This is a genomic window from Clostridium sp. D5, from assembly GCF_000190355.1.
Taxonomy (GTDB): Bacteria; Bacillota; Clostridia; order Lachnospirales; family Lachnospiraceae; genus Faecalicatena; species Faecalicatena fissicatena_A.
The window spans coordinates 354,449-370,826 of the sequence record NZ_GL870809.1 but is presented as its reverse complement, the minus strand read 5'-3'; the positions used below and the strand labels follow the sequence as shown (position 1 = coordinate 370,826).

The following is a 16,378-nucleotide window of genomic DNA, read 5'->3' as shown; positions in this document are numbered from 1 at the left end:
TCTGAAAAGTCAAGGATATACCAGCAAAGGAGCAAATAAAATGAACCCGGAAATCTTATATGAAGATCAGGACATCATAGTATGTGCCAAACCCGCAGGGGTGCCGACCCAAAGCAGCCGCGTGGGAACCCCCGATATGGTAAGCATTCTGAAAAACCATATCTACAAAAACAGCGAAAAGAAACAGCAGCCTTATCTGGCAGTCATTCACCGCCTCGACCAGCCTGTAGAAGGGCTTCTCGTATTTGCAAAAACCCCTGCTGCCGCCCGGGAGCTGAACCGCCAGCTCACCCAATACGGATTCGGCAAGCACTACCGTGCGCTCCTCGCAGGCATTCCAGTCTGCATGGAAGGGGATCTGGAAGATTATCTGGTAAAGGACGGCAGAAATAATACTGCACAGGTCTGCACTCCTGATACTCCGGGAGCAAAAAAGGCGCGCCTCCATTATAAGATCATAGAAACCTGTTCCACGCCCGACTGCTCGCTGGCAGATATCACCCTGGAAACAGGGCGCCACCATCAGATCAGAGTACAGATGGCACACATGGGAACCCCCATCGCAGGTGACAAAAAATACGGAAAAGAATCCCCGGCACTTGCGGCTTCGAGGAAGCTCCAGCTGTTCGCCTGCCGTTTAAAATTCAAACACCCCCGTACCGGAAAAATAATGGACTTTCAAACAGACCGTCTAAATTCGCTTAAAAATGTTTCTTTGTGAAAATTGCAACAATCACCCCCAAAGGGGTCAGACCCCTATGAGACCGCTAAAAAACAGGCTGCTGCAAGCTCCCATGAGCTGCAGCAGCCTTACATTAACTAAGATTACATTTCCCCAAGAACTGTTTCCGGCTCTTCTTCCACTGACTCAGAATACTTTTCCAGAATCGTACTTTGGATACGCTCTCTGGTCCCGGAATTGATTGGGTGCGCGATATCACGGTATTCACCGTCAAGAGCTTTCTTGCTTGGCATTGCGATAAACAGACCTTTCTCGCCTTCTATCACCTTAATGTCATGAACAACAAATTCGTCGTCAATCGTGATAGATACAACCGCCTTCAATTTTCCTTCCTTTGCCACCTTGCGCACACGCACATCTGTGATTTGCATAATGTTCAAGTCTCCTTTCTCCGCCTGCATTAGTCATGTGCCTTATTGAGATAAGATTCAATAAGTCTAACCTTTATAATGCATACCGTTCGTTTTTCTCAACTACCACTTTCACACCATTCTCACCAACATGCCTTGTGTTCGCTCTTATCGTATCACGACTCTCCACTACACAATTCTCGATGTAAGTGTTGTCCCCAAGATAAACGTCGTTCAGGATGATAGAGTTCTTGATTACGCAATTGTTGCCTACAAATACTTTCTTAAATAACACAGAATTTTCAACGGTTCCGTTAATAATACTTCCGCTTCCGATCAGGCTGTTCTTTACAACCGCCCCCGGATTATACTTCGCCGGCGGAAGGTCACTGACCTTGGAATTCACCGGTGGAAGTTCCTTAAAGAAATAGCTGCGTACTTCTGGTTTCAGGAAATCCATATTTGTCTGGTAATATGCGTCCACTGTTGAGATGTTACTCCAGTAGCTGTTTATCTTATAACCGTAAATTTTCTTCAGATTCTTATAACGAATCAGAATATCGGTTACAAAATCATGTCTTTCCTCTTCTGCACAGTGCTCGATGAGGTCGATTAGCTGTCTTCTCCTGATAACATAAATACCAGTAGAAATCGTATGTGAGTGAGCCACCATCGGCTTTTCTTCAAACTCTTCAATCCTTGCTGATTCATTCATGCGCACAGTACCGAACCGGGTAGCGTCCTCTCCGGCCTCCAGGTCCTTGCACACAACAGTAATATCTGCCTTCTTCGCAATGTGATACTCAAGCACTTTATTATAGTCCAGCTTGTACACCGCATCGCCTGAAGTAATGATTACATACGGTTCATGACACTTTTTCAGGAAATCCAGGTTCTGGTAGATCGCATCTGCGGTTCCCCTGTACCAGTATCCATTCTCCGCTGTAATCGTTGGGGTAAATACAAAAAGCCCCCCCTGCTTTCTTCCGAAATCCCACCATTTGGATGAATTCAAATGTTCATTCAGGGATCTCGCATTATATTGCGTCAAAACGGCAACCTTCTGAATATGGGAGTTTGCCATGTTGCTCAACGCAAAATCTATTGCTCTGTAACTGCCTGCTACCGGCATCGCCGCCACGGCACGCCTGGAAGTCAGCTCCAGCATCTTTCTGTTGTTTCCGCCTGCTAAAATAATACCTACTGCTCTCATACACGATCACCTGCCTTTATTAATGTCTCTCCGCTTGCAAGTACTAAAGCGTTGTAATCCTCTATGGATGTAACACCACTAATGGCGGTATTCTTACCGATCTGTACTCCGGACGGTATCACTGAGTTCTCCCCGATAGTTGCAAGCCCGCCGCCGTAAACACTCGGTTTTTCTTTATTCGGAACTTCGCTTCCAATCCCAATCACGACGTCATTGCCAATCCTGGTTCCTTCGGCGATAATTGCCTTGTCAATTACACAGTTGTCTCCGATTATGACATCCCTCATGATAATCGAATCCCTGATAATGCTTCCCTTTCCTACAGTAACGCCGCCTCCAAGCACAGAATTGTGAATCTCTCCATAGATCTCCGAACCATTGCTGATAATACATCTGTCAACTACGGACTGTTCTGAAATATACTGTGGTGGAATATTGGCACTGTTGGTGTAGATCTTCCAGAACTCTTCATAGAGGTTGAACTCCGGAATAATATCGATCAGTTCCATGTTTGCTTCCCAGTAAGAGCTGAGTGTTCCGACATCTTTCCAGTAACCGTTGTATTCATATGCAAACATCCTCTTGCCATTCTCATGGCAGTACGGGATAATATGCTTTCCAAAATCGCAGTTCGGCTGCTCGGAAAGTTTGAGCAGTGCATCTTTAAGCACCTGCCAGCTGAATATGTAAATTCCCATTGATGCCAGGTTGCTGCTCGGTTTTTCCGGTTTCTCTTCAAATTCTTTGATCCGGCTCTCATCATCTGTAACGACAATACCAAAACGACTCGCTTCTTCCATCGGAACCGGCATGGCTGCTATTGTGACATCCGCTTTATTCGCCTTGTGGAAGTCCAGCATCACTTCATAGTCCATCTTATAAATATGATCTCCTGAAAGAATCAGCACATAGTCCGGGTTGTAAGTCTCCATGTAGTCGAGGTTCTGGTAAATCGCATTCGCTGTTCCTGTATACCACTCACTGCTTGTACTCTTCTCGTACGGCGGAAGAATCGTCACCCCTCCGACATTACGGTCCAAGTCCCACGGAATTCCAATCCCGATATGAGTATTCAATCGTAAAGGCTGATACTGCGTTAAAACGCCCACGGTATCAACACCTGAATTAATACAGTTACTGAGTGGGAAATCGATGATACGGTACTTTCCGCCGAAAGCCACTGCCGGCTTGGCCACTTTTGCGGTAAGAACCCCCAATCGACTGCCCTGTCCTCCTGCTAACAGCATAGCAATCATTTCCTTTTTAATCATGTCGTCACCTCATTTCTAGTTAGTTGGGTTTATTATAGCATACTTTTATCTTCCGCACACATTTTTTACAATTTTTTAGCGGAACGTTTTTCCTTTTTGTTAATTTTGCACAAAAAGAACATCTTTAAAATTTCCCCATATATAGTATAATATAAAAAGCAGTTAATGTTTATGACAAATATTTGATTTTTTTTAAAGGAGAAGGAATAAATTTATGTATAAGATCAATTTCAAAAAACCAATTCATATCCATTTTATAGGGATTGGCGGCATCAGCATGAGTGGTCTGGCTGAGATTCTTTTAAAGGAAGAATTTACAGTATCTGGTTCAGATTCCAGAAAGTCACCACTAACTCAGCAGCTGGAAGACAAAGGTGCCCGGGTATTTTACGGACAGAAGGCCGGCAATATTATAGATGGTATTGAGTGCGTGGTCTACACTGCGGCCATCAGCAGGGATAATCCTGAGCTGATAGAAGCTGTTGCACGTAAGATACCGATGCTTACAAGAGCGGAACTGCTCGGACAGCTGATGAAAAACTATAAAAACCCCATTGCAGTCTCCGGAACACACGGAAAAACCACAACAACCTCCATGATTTCCCACATTCTCCTGGAAGGAAACCTGGATCCCACGATCTCTGTCGGCGGTATATTACAGGCCATCGGCGGCAATATACGAGTTGGAAATTCTGAAACCTTTATCACCGAGGCATGTGAATATACTAACAGCTTTCTGGATTTCTACCCAAGAATAAGCGTCATTCTCAATATAGAAGAAGATCACCTGGACTTCTTTAAAGACCTGGAGGATATCCGTCATTCCTTTCACCAGTTTGCATCCCTGCTCCCGCCTGACGGAACGCTTGTCATCAATTCAAATATACAAAATTATGAAGAAATCTGCAGTGGTCTGAACTGTGGTATCATTACCTATGGCAGTTCGCCCAAGTCCGACTACAGTGCTCAGAATATCAGTTACGATGATAAAGGCTGCGTCTCTTTTGACCTGCTCAGGAAAGGGATCCCGGCAGAACATGTTGTCCTTTCTGTCACCGGCGACCATAACGTTTCCAATGCGCTTGCTTCTATTGCAGTTGCGGAGCTGCTTGATATCCCATCCGACATGATACAGAAGGGACTGATCTCCTTTTCAGGAACAGACCGGCGTTTCGAATATAAAGGAACCTTAAACGGCACAACAATCGTGGATGATTATGCACACCATCCGACGGAAATAGCCGCCACTTTAAAAGCCGCACAGCACTATCCGCACCAGGGCCTGTGGTGTGTTTTCCAGCCACACACTTATACCAGAACAAAGGCATTTTTCCATGAATTTGCAGAAGCACTGTCCCACGCAGACCACGTTGTCTTAGCGGATATCTATGCTGCAAGAGAAACCGACACACTGGGAATCTCCTCCAGCGATCTGGCACAGGAACTTTTAAACCTCGGAACCGATTCTCACTATTTTCCCTGTTTCGAGGAGATTGAAAACTTCTTAAAAAAGAACTGTAAACCTGGTGACCTGTTGATAACTATGGGGGCAGGAGATGTTGTAAACATTGGGGAAGCACTCCTAAAATAAAACTTATCCACATTTTCCCCACACAGTTATCTACAAAAAACCCTGTTTTACCCACGAAAAAGTGCTTTGTACCTTAACAATAAGGTGTTATAATACCTTTACGCATGAGAGTTAGAGTATATTTAATTATGCACTGCCAACCGTCTGACCGCCCCGCTCTGCGGCCTGATTAAGCCTGATTTAACCAGCACAGCATACTCTGCTGTGCCTCACAAATCCGACTTAACCATCCCACTAAGCGGAACATCGGCCGGCCACGCAGATTATCCGATATACTCAGGTACGATAACCGAAGGGTGGGGAAACATAAATTATGAAAACACTGACATTGAAAAATAAATTTCAGACAAATGTGACACTGGTCACCAACGACTTCATTGATAACTATATGATTCAGGCAAACGGTGAGTTTGTTAAAGTATATCTGTTCCTTCTGAGGCATCTCGATGATCCTTGTTCTTCTCTCACAATCTCAACGATTGCTGATTGTTTGAACAATACGGAGAACGATATACTCAGGGCCTTCAGATTTTGGGAATCTGAAGGGCTTTTAAGTCTGGAAAAAGATGAGGACGGCAAGATCATCGGAATTGAGCTGGAACGTACACCTTCCATAGCATCAGCATCCAGGAAAGTAACTGCCCTCAAAAGTTCTGCTGCCGCTCCAAAGCCAGCAGTCAAAGAACCGAAACCATCTGCCCCGCCTGCGCCACAGCCCGTTGCTGTGCCCAAGGCTGCACCGAAATCAAAGGCAATTCCGCTGACTTCATTTAAAGCCCAGAAAGAGCTGAAGTCTCTTCTGTTCATAGCGGAGCAGTATCTTGGTAAAACTTTGTCCGGCACCGATGTGGACGCGATTACATATTTTTATGAGACACTGGGTATGTCTGCTGATTTGATCGAATATCTGATTGAGTCCTGCGTCGAGAACGGCCATAAAAGTATTCACTACATTCAGAAAGTTGCCCTCTCCTGGTCAGATAACGGCATCACTTCAATCGAACAGGCCCGGCAGCATTCGTCAGCTTACAATAAGAACTGCTACACCGTTCTGAATGCATTCGGCATTAAGAACAGAGGCCCGGCAGCATCTGAGCTTTCTTACATTAAAAAATGGACGGAAGAATTTGGATTTTCCCTTGATATTATTCAGGAGGCCTGCGGCCGAACTATTACAGCCACACATCAGCCCAGTTTTGAATATGCTGACTCAATCCTTACAAAGTGGAATGAAAATCAGGTATGCCATCTGAAAGATATCGCAGTCCTGGATGCGGCGTTCCAGAAAGACAAGTCTTCCAAAAAGTCTGCAGACACCAGACAGAAGCCCGTCTCCAAGAATCTCAACAACTTCGAAAGGCGTTCTTACGACATGGAGTCGCTGGAAGAGCAACTATTAAACAGTAATTAGAAGGAGCATAATTGTGGGACTTAAAAAATCACAATATCAGGCAATTATGCGTGATTACGAACAGCGCCAGCTCCGTAATCACGATATATTGACCAGGCATTATGAAGAAGTTTATAAAAAGCTTCCTGAATTCAAGTCTATTGACGATTCCATTTCCATACTCTCCGTCCAATATGGACGGAAGCTTCTGAACGGAGATGAGAAGGCCATAGATTCTCTGAAAGAGGAACTGGCAATTCTGAGAAGCAGTAAAAAAGAGCTCCTGCAATCCGGAGGTTTTTCAGAGGATTACCTTGAACCGATCTATGATTGTAAAGACTGCAAGGATACCGGATATATCGGCAACCAGAAGTGTCACTGTTTCAAAAAGGCAGTCATCGGCATCCTTTATGAACAGTCGAATCTGAAGCAGGTTCTAAAGCAGGAGAACTTCAAAACCTTTTCTCTTGATTACTATTCTAACAATTATATAGACAGTAAAACGGGGCGTTCTTCCATGCAGGTGATACAGGATGCCCTTCAGCTATGCCATCATTTCGCCGATACCTTCGGAAAAGAATTCAACAACCTGTTCCTTTACGGCGACGTAGGAGTAGGCAAAACTTTTCTTTCTAACTGCATTGCCAAAGAACTGATGGACAGAGAATATTCCGTCCTCTATTTTTCATCTTCAAAGTTTTTTTCTATTCTGGCAAAAAATACATTTGACAAAAACAATATTGATGCGCAAAATATGTATGAGTATATATTTGACTGCGATCTCCTGATCGTAGATGATCTTGGAACCGAATTCACGAACTCATTTGTCGCGTCACAGTTTTTTACCTGCATTAATGAGCGGCTGCTCAGCCGCAAATCAACCATTATATCAACCAATCTGTCTCTGGACACTCTGGCCGATCTATACACAGAGAGGTCATTTTCCAGAATTACCAGTAATTATACAATGCTAAAACTGATTGGCGACGATATCAGAATCAAAAAGAAATTAATCAAAAACAGGGAGGAACACTCATGTTACACCGCACAGAAAGAACTCTAGAAAACATTCCAGTAGGCGCACTCGGCCTGATACCGGTCGTAGGCTGCGAGGAACTCGGCCAGAAGGTCAATGATTATCTGGTAAAGTGGAGGAAAGAAAGTGCCATTGAGCACAAGGATGATGTAGCATTTTCAGGTTATGAAAAGGAAACTTACATTGTAGACAGCGCAGTGCCGAGATTCGGTTCAGGCGAAGCGAAAGGCATTATTAATGAATCCGTTCGCGGGATGGACCTCTATCTTATGGTTGACGTATGCAATTATAACATCACCTACTCCCTGACGGGCAATATCAACCACATGTCACCGGACGACCATTTCCAGAACCTGAAGCGCGTCATTGCCGCGATCGGAGGAAAAGGCCGCCGTATTAACGTCATTATGCCATTTTTATATGAGAGCCGGCAGCACAAGAGAAACGGCCGTGAGTCTCTGGACTGTGCTCTGGCACTCCAGGAACTTGTGCGCATGGGTGTGGATAATATAATCACCTTCGATGCACATGACCCCCGGGTTCAGAATGCAATTCCCCTGAATGGATTTGAGACCGTTCCACCCACTTATCAGTTTATAAAAGGCCTTCTGCGCAACGTAAAAGACCTTCAGATTGATAATGAACACATGATGGTCATCAGCCCCGATGAAGGCGGTACCAACCGCGCCATTTACCTGGCCAATGTACTGGGCCTTGACATGGGTATGTTCTATAAGCGCCGGGATTACACAAAGATAGTCAACGGACGCAACCCCATCGTAGCACACGAATTCCTTGGAAGCTCCGTGGAAGGCAAAGATGTTATCATCATCGATGATATGATCTCTTCCGGCGACAGCATCATCGAAGTAGCGACCGAGTTAAAGCGCCGAAAAGCAAGACGGATCTTTGCTGCTGCAACATTCGGACTGTTCACCAGCGGAATGGACAAGTTTGACAAAGCACACCAGGACGGGATCCTCACTGGAATTCTGACGACAAATTTAATCTATCAGTCACCGGAACTCTTATCCCGCCCTTACTATATCAACTGCGACATGAGTAAATATATCGCATTGCTGATCGATACACTGAACCATGACGGATCTATCAGCACACTGCTCAATCCGAATGAAAGGATCCAGCACGTCCTCAATAAGTATCGTTCCAAGTTGGAAATATAGGGGGAATGTGGCTGGTGTGGGGGCGCCTGCGGTAAGGAGAGCTCAGGACACCGGTTCGGAAGCATATGACGGTTTGCTGGGCAATCCATTCGCTAACTGACACTAAAGAAAAAACAGCCTGATTTTATGGAACCGGAGAGATTCACTGCACAATCTTGATGATTGTGCAGCTCAGCTCTCCTTGAAATTTGTTTTGGTAAACAAATTTCATCCATAAAATCAGGCTGTTTTTTCTTAAGTGTCAGTAAGCTTATTCTACGCCCTGCAAACCGTCATATGCTTCCGAACCGGTGCCCTGTGCTCTCCTTACCGCAGGCTGCGTGCATCAAGGCGGACGATATTTCCTCCTGGGGGATTTCGGCCGGAGAGGCGGATGGAAACGGCTACGCGTAGGAAAACGGCTGGGGATAGTGGTCAGACGCATAGCAAAGATGATCCACTGCCCCCGAGGCTCCCTCCCCCAGGGAAGGGGGTTTTTGACTTTTTATTGGATGCACCAGCTGTGCGGAATTGGAATATGCCTCTTCTGGATGCGTCTTTTAGGGCATTAGTGCCGCTTCATCAAAATCGGAGCCGGCATGTGAACTGCATCCAGGCCCACAAGGCCTGGATGCAAGCCGACCCGCAGCGAGAATTCATCAGAATTCTCGTGAGTGTCGGCGGTGTTCAACATGCCGGCTCCGATTTTGATTAGCGGCACTTATGCCCTAATTCCGCATCCAGAAGAGGCATATTCCAATTCCGCACAGCGTCCACCAAACAACCAAACCCCCACTCCCCTACAAGAGCCCTCCTACGGAGAGGAAGAGGGGGGCGAATACGAGTGCCACAATAGTCATGAGTTTTATTAATATGTTGATAGACGGTCCAGAGGTATCTTTAAACGGATCCCCGACTGTATCTCCTACAACTGCTGCTTTGTGGGCTTCACTGCCTTTACCGCCGTGGTGTCCCTCCTCTATGTATTTCTTTGCGTTATCCCATGCGCCTCCTGAATTGGCCATAAAAATCGCCATGAGCACACCTGTTACCAGTGCTCCTGCGAGAAGGCCTCCCAGTGCATCGGTGCCTAATACAACTCCGACCAGTACCGGAGCTGCAACTGCCATTACTCCTGGAAGGAGCATCTCACGCAGCGCCGCTTTTGTAGAGATTGCTACGCATGATGTGTAGTCAGGTTTTTCTGTTCCTTTCATAATGCCTGGTTTCTCACGGAACTGACGCCTTACTTCTTCAATCATCTTATATGCGGCTTTTGATACGGAATCCATCGTGAATGCGGAGAATAAAAATGTCAGCATGCCTCCGATAAAGACACCGATGATTACTTTATAATCCAGCAGGTTGATGGCTTCTAGTTTTACGGCCTCGGCGTAAGATACAAACAGCGCCAGTGCTGTCAGTGCAGCCGAACCGATTGCAAAACCTTTTCCCATTGCCGCAGTTGTATTGCCTACAGAATCCAGTTTATCTGTAATCTCACGTACCGATTCATCCAGCCCGGACATCTCTGCAATGCCACCCGCATTGTCTGCAATCGGGCCGTATGCGTCTACTGCGACTGTGATCCCGGTTGTTGACAGCATACCTACGGCTGCAAGTGCAATTCCGTACAGACCGTCCGCTTTAAATGCCACGAAAATACCTACACAGATCAGGAGAAGCGGAATTGCAGTGGACTGCATGCCAACCGCCATACCACTGATAATTGTGGTTGCAGGTCCGGTCTCTGACTGCTCGCCGATCTTCTGAACCGGTTTATAATCAGCAGAGGTATAATACTCTGTTACATTTCCAATAATAACTCCCACGACAAGCCCTGCGATAACTGCAATAGCTGCATGGAAACTGCCAAATAACACTTTACTTAACACGATGGCTGCAATGATAACAAGAATCGCAGAAACATAGCTGCCTCTTGTCAGTGCCTTCTGTGGACTGGAATGATCATCTCCTTTTACGAAAAATGTGCCAATGATCGATGCAATCAGTCCGCATGCCGCTATCACAAGCGGATATACTACGCCTGATACAGCAGCACCTACTGCTCCGAGAGTCAGTGCTGATACGAGAGATCCTACATAGGATTCAAATAAATCCGCACCCATACCTGCCACATCACCAACATTATCGCCAACATTATCCGCAATAACTGCCGGGTTGCGAGGGTCATCTTCCGGAATTCCGGCCTCGACCTTCCCTACCAGATCGGCTCCCACGTCAGCTGCCTTGGTATAAATACCGCCGCCCACACGGGCAAACAACGCGATCGAAGAAGCACCCAGGCTGAATCCGGATAAGATATCTACATTGCGGGTGATTATATAGACCAGGCTCACTCCCAGTGCACCAAGCCCCGCAACACACATTCCCATAACCGCTCCGCCTGAAAATGCAATAGACAGTGCTTTATTCATACCACTTTCTTTTGCGGCATTCGCTGTCCTTACATTTGCTTTTGTTGCCACATTCATTCCAAAATAACCGGCAAGTGTAGAAAAAAGCGCACCCACCACAAAACAAACTGCCGTAACCCAGTTGCCGATGCCCACGCCTATCAGTATGAATAGCACCACAACGAAAATAACCAGAATTTTATATTCTGATTTTAGGAAAGCCTGTGCGCCTTCACTGATAGCGCCTGCAATTTCCTTCATTTTGTCATTCCCGGCATCCTCTCTGCTAACTTTAGCCGCCAGATATGCGGCAAAGAGCAGCGTCAGGATTCCAACTGCCGGAACCAAATACAATAACGTTTCCATAACATCCTCCTTAAAACCAATCCCTTTTCTAATAATTTCCCGGTATGCATTTATAATTCCAACACCTCCTCCTTTACCGGGACTACTGACCTCATTCTAGCAAATAATGCAGGAATTAACAATGTGTTTTGCAAAATTAATATTGTTTTCTGTAAAATCTGTAAATTCCCACAATTATATGAATACAGTTCTATTGGATCCTTCAATTATCAGATTATCGTGGTGGAGAGACGCTGTATGGAATTGTAAAGCGCCGGAAGGCGCCGGAAACGGGAAGGGGGTGGCTGGAAACGGGATGGGACTGTAAGCTGGAGTAAAGCAAAAACGAAGGGAAACAAGGACAACCTGACCACATCGCCCGAAGCCCTGATGGCTTCGCACGCTGGGGTCAGGAAAAAGTGTGATTTGTGATCACACTTTTTGTCCTTGTTTCCCTTCGTTTTTGCTTAACTCCAGCTAACAGCCCCAAGACGCTTCCAGCCACCCCCTTTCCGTTTCCGGCGCCTTCCGGCGCTTTACGATTCCATACAGCTTCGGCATTCAAGGCGGAAGGTGTATCTGGAGTTTGAAGGGTGTGCCGCATGGACGGGAGCAGCGGATTTGTCCTGGCTGCGCGGACCTGGCCTGGAACAGGCAGGTCTGCTTGCATCGCCTGAGTTAGGATAGAAATTCTGTATAGCTATACAATGTTAGTTCTTACTGTAAATGCTATTTCGTTAACTACACATTATAAAGACCTATTCTATAACTTCCCCACAGATACTTGTTCTGCATCCGCGACTTAATCCGCTGCCTCTCCGAATCCCCCCGACGGAGCAGGGTTTACTCCTGTCCGGATGCGCACAGCCTGCCTGTGATGAGGAGAGGGATGTCTCCGGGACAGAAGGGATGATTTCTGGAAGTTTAGAGCGCGCGGGTTTAGAAGTACTGGCGTAAAATGAGCCGTCCATGAGGGATGGGAAGTGATTTTCCAAAATCGCTTCCCAGGACGACTTAGGCGGGAAAGCATAAAGCTTTCCCGCCGGATGTTGTCCGTGCCCTCATGGACGGCTCATTTTACGTCTGTACTTCTCCGCAAGCGGGTTACTTCCAGAAATCATCCCTTCTGTCCCGGAGACATCCCTCTCCCCATCACAGGCAGGCGGACTCTTCTCCAATATCCCCGCTCCCCAAAGATTCTACTCTTCTGGAACGATGATCAGGTCTTTTGTGAAGTGGTTGAGTACTTCGCATCCGTCTTCTGTGATCAGTACGAGATCTTCGATACGTACTCCGATTCCCTCGTCAGGCAGATAGATGCCCGGTTCTACTGAAAAGCACTGGCCTGGTTTGATGATGTCTTCGTTTACTGATGATACATCGCCGAACTCGTGATCTTCGAGTCCGATTGAATGGCCTGTTCTGTGTGTAAAGTAAGGTCCAAAGCCTTTTTCTGTGATGTAATCACGGCATGCCGCGTCTACATCGCACATTCTGTTGCCCGGCTTAGCGGCCTCTATCCCTCTTCTGTTTGCTTCTACTACGATATCATAGATCTCTTTAGCTCTGTCGGATACTTCACCGATAAATACGGTTCTTGTAAGGTCAGATGCATAGTTGTCTTTGAAAGCGCCGATATCCAGGATTACGCAGTCTCCGCGTTTTCCTTTGGAATCGTCTGTTACATGATGTGGATCGGCTGCTCCTTTTGCATAAGCTGTGATCGGGTCGAAGGAAACATCTTCGCATCCCAGCTCTTTGTAAATCTCACGGATCTTGGCATTCAGCTCTTTTTCTGTCATGCCTTTTCCAACCCACGGAATCAGTCTTTCTACAGCGATGTCATTTAATCTGGAAGATTCACGCATCAGTTCCTGCTCTTTTTCATCTTTGATCATTCTGATGTAATCGACAATCATGGAACCATTCATAAACTTGCTTCCTGCGCCTAATTCCTGTAATCTGAGCAGGAATCTTGCCGGCCAGATCTTATCGATGCCGATCGGTTTATCTTTTTCTACGAACTGTGACAGAATCTCAACAGCATCCTGCACGTCGTTATACCATACCAGTTCTACCCCAAGATCTTTTTCCTGCGGGAACAGCTCGTTGATAACCAACTTGTGGTTCCCGTTCACATTCAAATACAGTGCTAATAATCTTTCCCCCGGAACAATCATCTTTCCTGTCAGCCAGAAAATAGTTAAAGGATCCGCAATAATCATCTGCGGCATGTCCTTTTCTTTCATAGCTCCAAGTATTCTGTTTAATTTACCTGTATCCATTAGTAAATCCTCCTTTTTCCTGCATATTTTATGCAATTTTTTAACATACCACTGTAATTGTAAGGCTATTTATACGGCATGTCAATAAGTCCGGGGCCGAATATATCCGGAATATTTTGTAATAGTCCACAGTACGGTCTGAACAGTATCAATATGTTTACTGTACGGACAGTATTTCCACCTGTATATACTTTCAGCCCCCGTTTTCGCACGCGCTTCTTAAATTTATTGTGGATTTTTTTCTGTATTATGATATGCTTGATAATGAGGTGATTTAGATTGATGAAAAATTTATTAAAAAACCTGGGGACAACACTGATGTTTCTGGCCGTTTCGAGTGTTTTATCGTTTTTATTCTTCCATCTCGGGAATAAAAATCCTGCAAATATTGCTTTGTTCTACATCCTTGCGCTGATTCTTATCGCACTTAATACGGATGGCTATGTATATGGAATATGTGCGTCTATTTTCTGTGTAGCCGCGGTTAATATATTTTTTACTTATCCGTTTTTTAAGATGGACTTTACCCTGGACGGATATCCTGTCACATTTCTGGTTATGCTTGCAGTCAGCATTATAACGAGCACAACCACTACCCGCATTAAGAAACAAAAGGAAATTCTGGACGAAAGGGAACGTAAGCTGGCAGAAACAGAAAAAGAAAGAATCCGTGCGAACCTGCTGCGTGCCGTTTCCCATGACCTGCGCACTCCGCTCACCAGCATTATAGGATCCTCAGCCTCATGTATGGAGGATTATGAAACCCTGGCCGATGAGGAAAAACTTGAGCTTATTACCAATATCAATGAGGATGCCGGCTGGCTTTTAAACATGGTGGAAAATCTGCTGACTGTTACCCGGATCCAGGATGATTCGGGCAAAGTAAAAAAATCGCCGGAGGTTGTAGAGGAGGTCATTTCCGAGGCAATCACCAGGATGCGGAAGCGGAATCCCGACATAAAGATTCACGTGAGTATGCCCCAGGATTTTCTTATGGTTCCCATGGATGCAACCCTGATTGAACAGGTGCTGATTAACCTGCTGGAGAACGCCTGTGTTCATTCGCAAAGCGTGAAACCAGTAGATCTGACCGTAGCCAGCGAGGAGGACTTTGTCTGCTTCAAAATCCGTGATTATGGTATTGGACTAGATGAAATGCAGCTTCCTTACATATTTGAAGGAAAATATACCTGTAATACAGTCGACAGTTACAGAGGGATCGGTATCGGCCTGTCCATCTGTAAGACTATCATTACGGCGCACAGCGGTACTATTACTGCCTCCAACCATGAAAATGGTGCCGAATTTACATTTACACTGCCAAAAGAGAGGGAGTATGAATATGACGCATAAATTTACAGTACTGATTATTGAAGATGAAAAGAATATCCTGACATTTGTCAGTAAAGTTCTGAAAAAGCACGAGTATAAAGTTCTGTGTGCGGACACCGGGAAAGAAGCACTCAGCCTGATTGGCTCTCAATGTCCGGACATTATTCTGCTGGACCTCGGCCTGCCTGATATTGACGGCAGTTCCATTATTCGAGAAGTACGGGCATGGTCCAGTACCCCCATTATCGTAATCTCAGCCCGCTCTGCAGAAAAAGAAAAAGTAGCCGCTCTGGATCTGGGCGCGGATGATTATATCACGAAACCATTTGGTACATCGGAGCTTCTGGCCCGCATCCGCACTTCCCTGCGCCACAGCAACCGCCTGTATACAGAAAGTTCTCTGTACATCCGGCCATATCAATGCGGCAGCATGCTGCTGGATTTCTCAAAACGCATACTTACCATAGACGGGGAAGAGATCCATCTGACCCCAATTGAATACAAAATAGTAGCCTACCTCGCGCAGAACTCAGGCAAGGTCATAACATATGCCGCCATTCTGTCAAATGTATGGGGCCCCTACGCGGACAGCGACAACAAAATACTGCGTGTCAATATGGCAAATATCCGCCGAAAGCTGGAAAAGGATCCCGCCCAGCCACAGTATATTTACACCGAGGTCGGGGTTGGCTATCGTATGAAAGAAGATGAATTTGATATTACATCATCCCCTTCTGCCGAGTGATCCGCACTGCATATTACCAACGTTAAAGAACCGCTAAGAAATTGCCCAAACTCTTTTTGTACGCCCCCTTTTCATTTACAATGAGTTCATAAAATTTATTATAACTCATAAAGGAAAGGGAGTCGACAGAGATATGGGCAATATAGGAATGGTTATATTAATGGTAGTAGGAGGAGCTGTGGGAATCTTTACCTCATTGTATATCGCAGTCAGTTTTCCGGCAGTAATCGTATGGAAAATATACCGCAGAATCCGTTTTGGATATAAGCTTGTGGACTGATTGGCGGGGAAGTGAGTTTTGAAAAAGGACGCCTGCCTGAGACGGGGAGAGGGACGCCGCGGGACAAAGGAAGAGGTGGGCTGGAAGTAACCCGCTTACGGAGAAGTACTAACACAAAAAGAGAGGTCCATGAGGGCACAGACAACATTCAGCCAGAAAGCTTGATGCTTTCTGGCTTTAGTTGTCCTGGAAAGTGATTTTGGAAAATCACTTTCCAT

Annotated in this window: 13 protein-coding genes; 8 read left to right on the top strand and 5 right to left on the bottom strand. The window is 45.7% G+C overall.

Annotated features, from left to right (window positions below):
* The first annotated feature begins 40 nt into the window (after nt 1-40).
* Nucleotides 41-721, top strand: coding sequence for an RluA family pseudouridine synthase (locus HMPREF0240_RS01530; protein ID WP_009001699.1), 681 nt, complete (start codon nt 41-43; stop codon nt 719-721).
* Nucleotides 722-825: 104 nt separating this feature from the next.
* On the opposite strand, the gene spoVG is transcribed toward HMPREF0240_RS01530, so the two are convergent.
* The 3 genes from spoVG to HMPREF0240_RS01515 all read right to left on the bottom strand — a co-directional run bounded on the left by spoVG (nt 826) and on the right by HMPREF0240_RS01515 (nt 3,576).
* On the bottom strand, nt 826-1,113 hold the full coding sequence (gene spoVG, locus HMPREF0240_RS01525) for a septation regulator SpoVG (protein ID WP_009001698.1): 288 nt from the start codon (nt 1,111-1,113) through the stop codon (nt 826-828).
* A gap of 73 nt (nt 1,114-1,186) precedes the next feature.
* Nucleotides 1,187-2,305: a glucose-1-phosphate adenylyltransferase subunit GlgD gene (glgD, locus tag HMPREF0240_RS01520; protein WP_009001697.1), complete on the bottom strand. Its 1,119-nt coding sequence runs from the start codon at nt 2,303-2,305 to the stop codon at nt 1,187-1,189.
* Nucleotides 2,302-3,576, bottom strand: coding sequence for a glucose-1-phosphate adenylyltransferase (locus tag HMPREF0240_RS01515; protein WP_009001696.1), 1,275 nt, complete (start codon nt 3,574-3,576; stop codon nt 2,302-2,304). The genes glgD and HMPREF0240_RS01515 overlap by 4 nt, the downstream gene beginning before the upstream one ends.
* Before the next feature lie 214 nt (nt 3,577-3,790).
* Between HMPREF0240_RS01515 and murC the strand changes: the two genes are divergently transcribed.
* The 4 genes from murC to HMPREF0240_RS01495 all read left to right on the top strand — a co-directional run bounded on the left by murC (nt 3,791) and on the right by HMPREF0240_RS01495 (nt 8,777).
* Complete coding sequence (murC, locus tag HMPREF0240_RS01510; protein ID WP_009001695.1) at nt 3,791-5,167, top strand: UDP-N-acetylmuramate--L-alanine ligase; 1,377 nt, start codon at nt 3,791-3,793, stop codon at nt 5,165-5,167.
* A 313-nt stretch (nt 5,168-5,480) separates the two neighbouring features.
* The gene (locus HMPREF0240_RS01505) at nt 5,481-6,578 is read left to right on the top strand and encodes a DnaD domain protein (protein WP_009001694.1); all 1,098 of its coding nucleotides are present in this window, start codon (nt 5,481-5,483) and stop codon (nt 6,576-6,578) included.
* Between the two features lie 13 nt (nt 6,579-6,591).
* Nucleotides 6,592-7,620: an ATP-binding protein gene (locus HMPREF0240_RS01500; protein ID WP_035312227.1), complete on the top strand. Its 1,029-nt coding sequence runs from the start codon at nt 6,592-6,594 to the stop codon at nt 7,618-7,620.
* On the top strand, nt 7,593-8,777 hold the full coding sequence (locus tag HMPREF0240_RS01495) for a ribose-phosphate pyrophosphokinase (RefSeq protein WP_009001692.1): 1,185 nt from the start codon (nt 7,593-7,595) through the stop codon (nt 8,775-8,777). The genes HMPREF0240_RS01500 and HMPREF0240_RS01495 overlap by 28 nt, the downstream gene beginning before the upstream one ends.
* Nucleotides 8,778-9,556: 779 nt before the next feature.
* On the opposite strand, the gene HMPREF0240_RS01485 is transcribed toward HMPREF0240_RS01495, so the two are convergent.
* Complete coding sequence (locus HMPREF0240_RS01485; protein ID WP_009001690.1) at nt 9,557-11,539, bottom strand: sodium-translocating pyrophosphatase; 1,983 nt, start codon at nt 11,537-11,539, stop codon at nt 9,557-9,559.
* A gap of 1,178 nt (nt 11,540-12,717) precedes the next feature.
* The gene (locus HMPREF0240_RS01475) at nt 12,718-13,803 is read right to left on the bottom strand and encodes an aminopeptidase P family protein (RefSeq protein WP_009001689.1); all 1,086 of its coding nucleotides are present in this window, start codon (nt 13,801-13,803) and stop codon (nt 12,718-12,720) included.
* 282 nt (nt 13,804-14,085) lie between these two features.
* Between HMPREF0240_RS01475 and HMPREF0240_RS01470 the strand changes: the two genes are divergently transcribed.
* The 3 genes from HMPREF0240_RS01470 (at nt 14,086) to HMPREF0240_RS24570 (ending at nt 16,160) form a co-directional block, all read left to right on the top strand.
* Nucleotides 14,086-15,156, top strand: coding sequence for a DUF4118 domain-containing protein (locus HMPREF0240_RS01470; protein WP_035312224.1), 1,071 nt, complete (start codon nt 14,086-14,088; stop codon nt 15,154-15,156).
* Nucleotides 15,146-15,880, top strand: a complete 735-nt coding sequence (locus HMPREF0240_RS01465) for a response regulator (RefSeq protein ID WP_009001687.1) — start codon at nt 15,146-15,148, stop codon at nt 15,878-15,880. Before HMPREF0240_RS01470 ends, HMPREF0240_RS01465 begins: the two co-directional genes overlap by 11 nt.
* 133 nt (nt 15,881-16,013) lie before the next feature.
* Nucleotides 16,014-16,160 carry a hypothetical protein gene (locus HMPREF0240_RS24570; RefSeq protein ID WP_198137759.1) on the top strand — a complete coding sequence of 49 codons (147 nt, stop codon included), beginning with the start codon at nt 16,014-16,016 and terminating at the stop codon, nt 16,158-16,160.
* Nucleotides 16,161-16,378: the final 218 nt, after the last annotated feature.

What these genes read in the sequence shown, in the direction of transcription:
- HMPREF0240_RS01515 (WP_009001696.1), bottom strand. Translation starts at nt 3,576, where the DNA reads ATGATTAAAAAGGAAATGATTGCTATGCTGTTAGCAGGAGGACAGGGC.
- HMPREF0240_RS01530 (WP_009001699.1), top strand. Translation starts at nt 41, where the DNA reads ATGAACCCGGAAATCTTATATGAAGATCAGGACATCATAGTATGTGCC.
- HMPREF0240_RS01470 (WP_035312224.1), top strand. Translation starts at nt 14,086, where the DNA reads ATGAAAAATTTATTAAAAAACCTGGGGACAACACTGATGTTTCTGGCC.
- HMPREF0240_RS01505 (WP_009001694.1), top strand. Translation starts at nt 5,481, where the DNA reads ATGAAAACACTGACATTGAAAAATAAATTTCAGACAAATGTGACACTG.
- HMPREF0240_RS24570 (WP_198137759.1), top strand. Translation starts at nt 16,014, where the DNA reads ATGGGCAATATAGGAATGGTTATATTAATGGTAGTAGGAGGAGCTGTG.
- spoVG (WP_009001698.1), bottom strand. Translation starts at nt 1,113, where the DNA reads ATGCAAATCACAGATGTGCGTGTGCGCAAGGTGGCAAAGGAAGGAAAA.
- HMPREF0240_RS01485 (WP_009001690.1), bottom strand. Translation starts at nt 11,539, where the DNA reads ATGGAAACGTTATTGTATTTGGTTCCGGCAGTTGGAATCCTGACGCTG.
- murC (WP_009001695.1), top strand. Translation starts at nt 3,791, where the DNA reads ATGTATAAGATCAATTTCAAAAAACCAATTCATATCCATTTTATAGGG.
- glgD (WP_009001697.1), bottom strand. Translation starts at nt 2,305, where the DNA reads ATGAGAGCAGTAGGTATTATTTTAGCAGGCGGAAACAACAGAAAGATG.
- HMPREF0240_RS01475 (WP_009001689.1), bottom strand. Translation starts at nt 13,803, where the DNA reads ATGGATACAGGTAAATTAAACAGAATACTTGGAGCTATGAAAGAAAAG.
- HMPREF0240_RS01465 (WP_009001687.1), top strand. Translation starts at nt 15,146, where the DNA reads ATGACGCATAAATTTACAGTACTGATTATTGAAGATGAAAAGAATATC.
- HMPREF0240_RS01495 (WP_009001692.1), top strand. Translation starts at nt 7,593, where the DNA reads ATGTTACACCGCACAGAAAGAACTCTAGAAAACATTCCAGTAGGCGCA.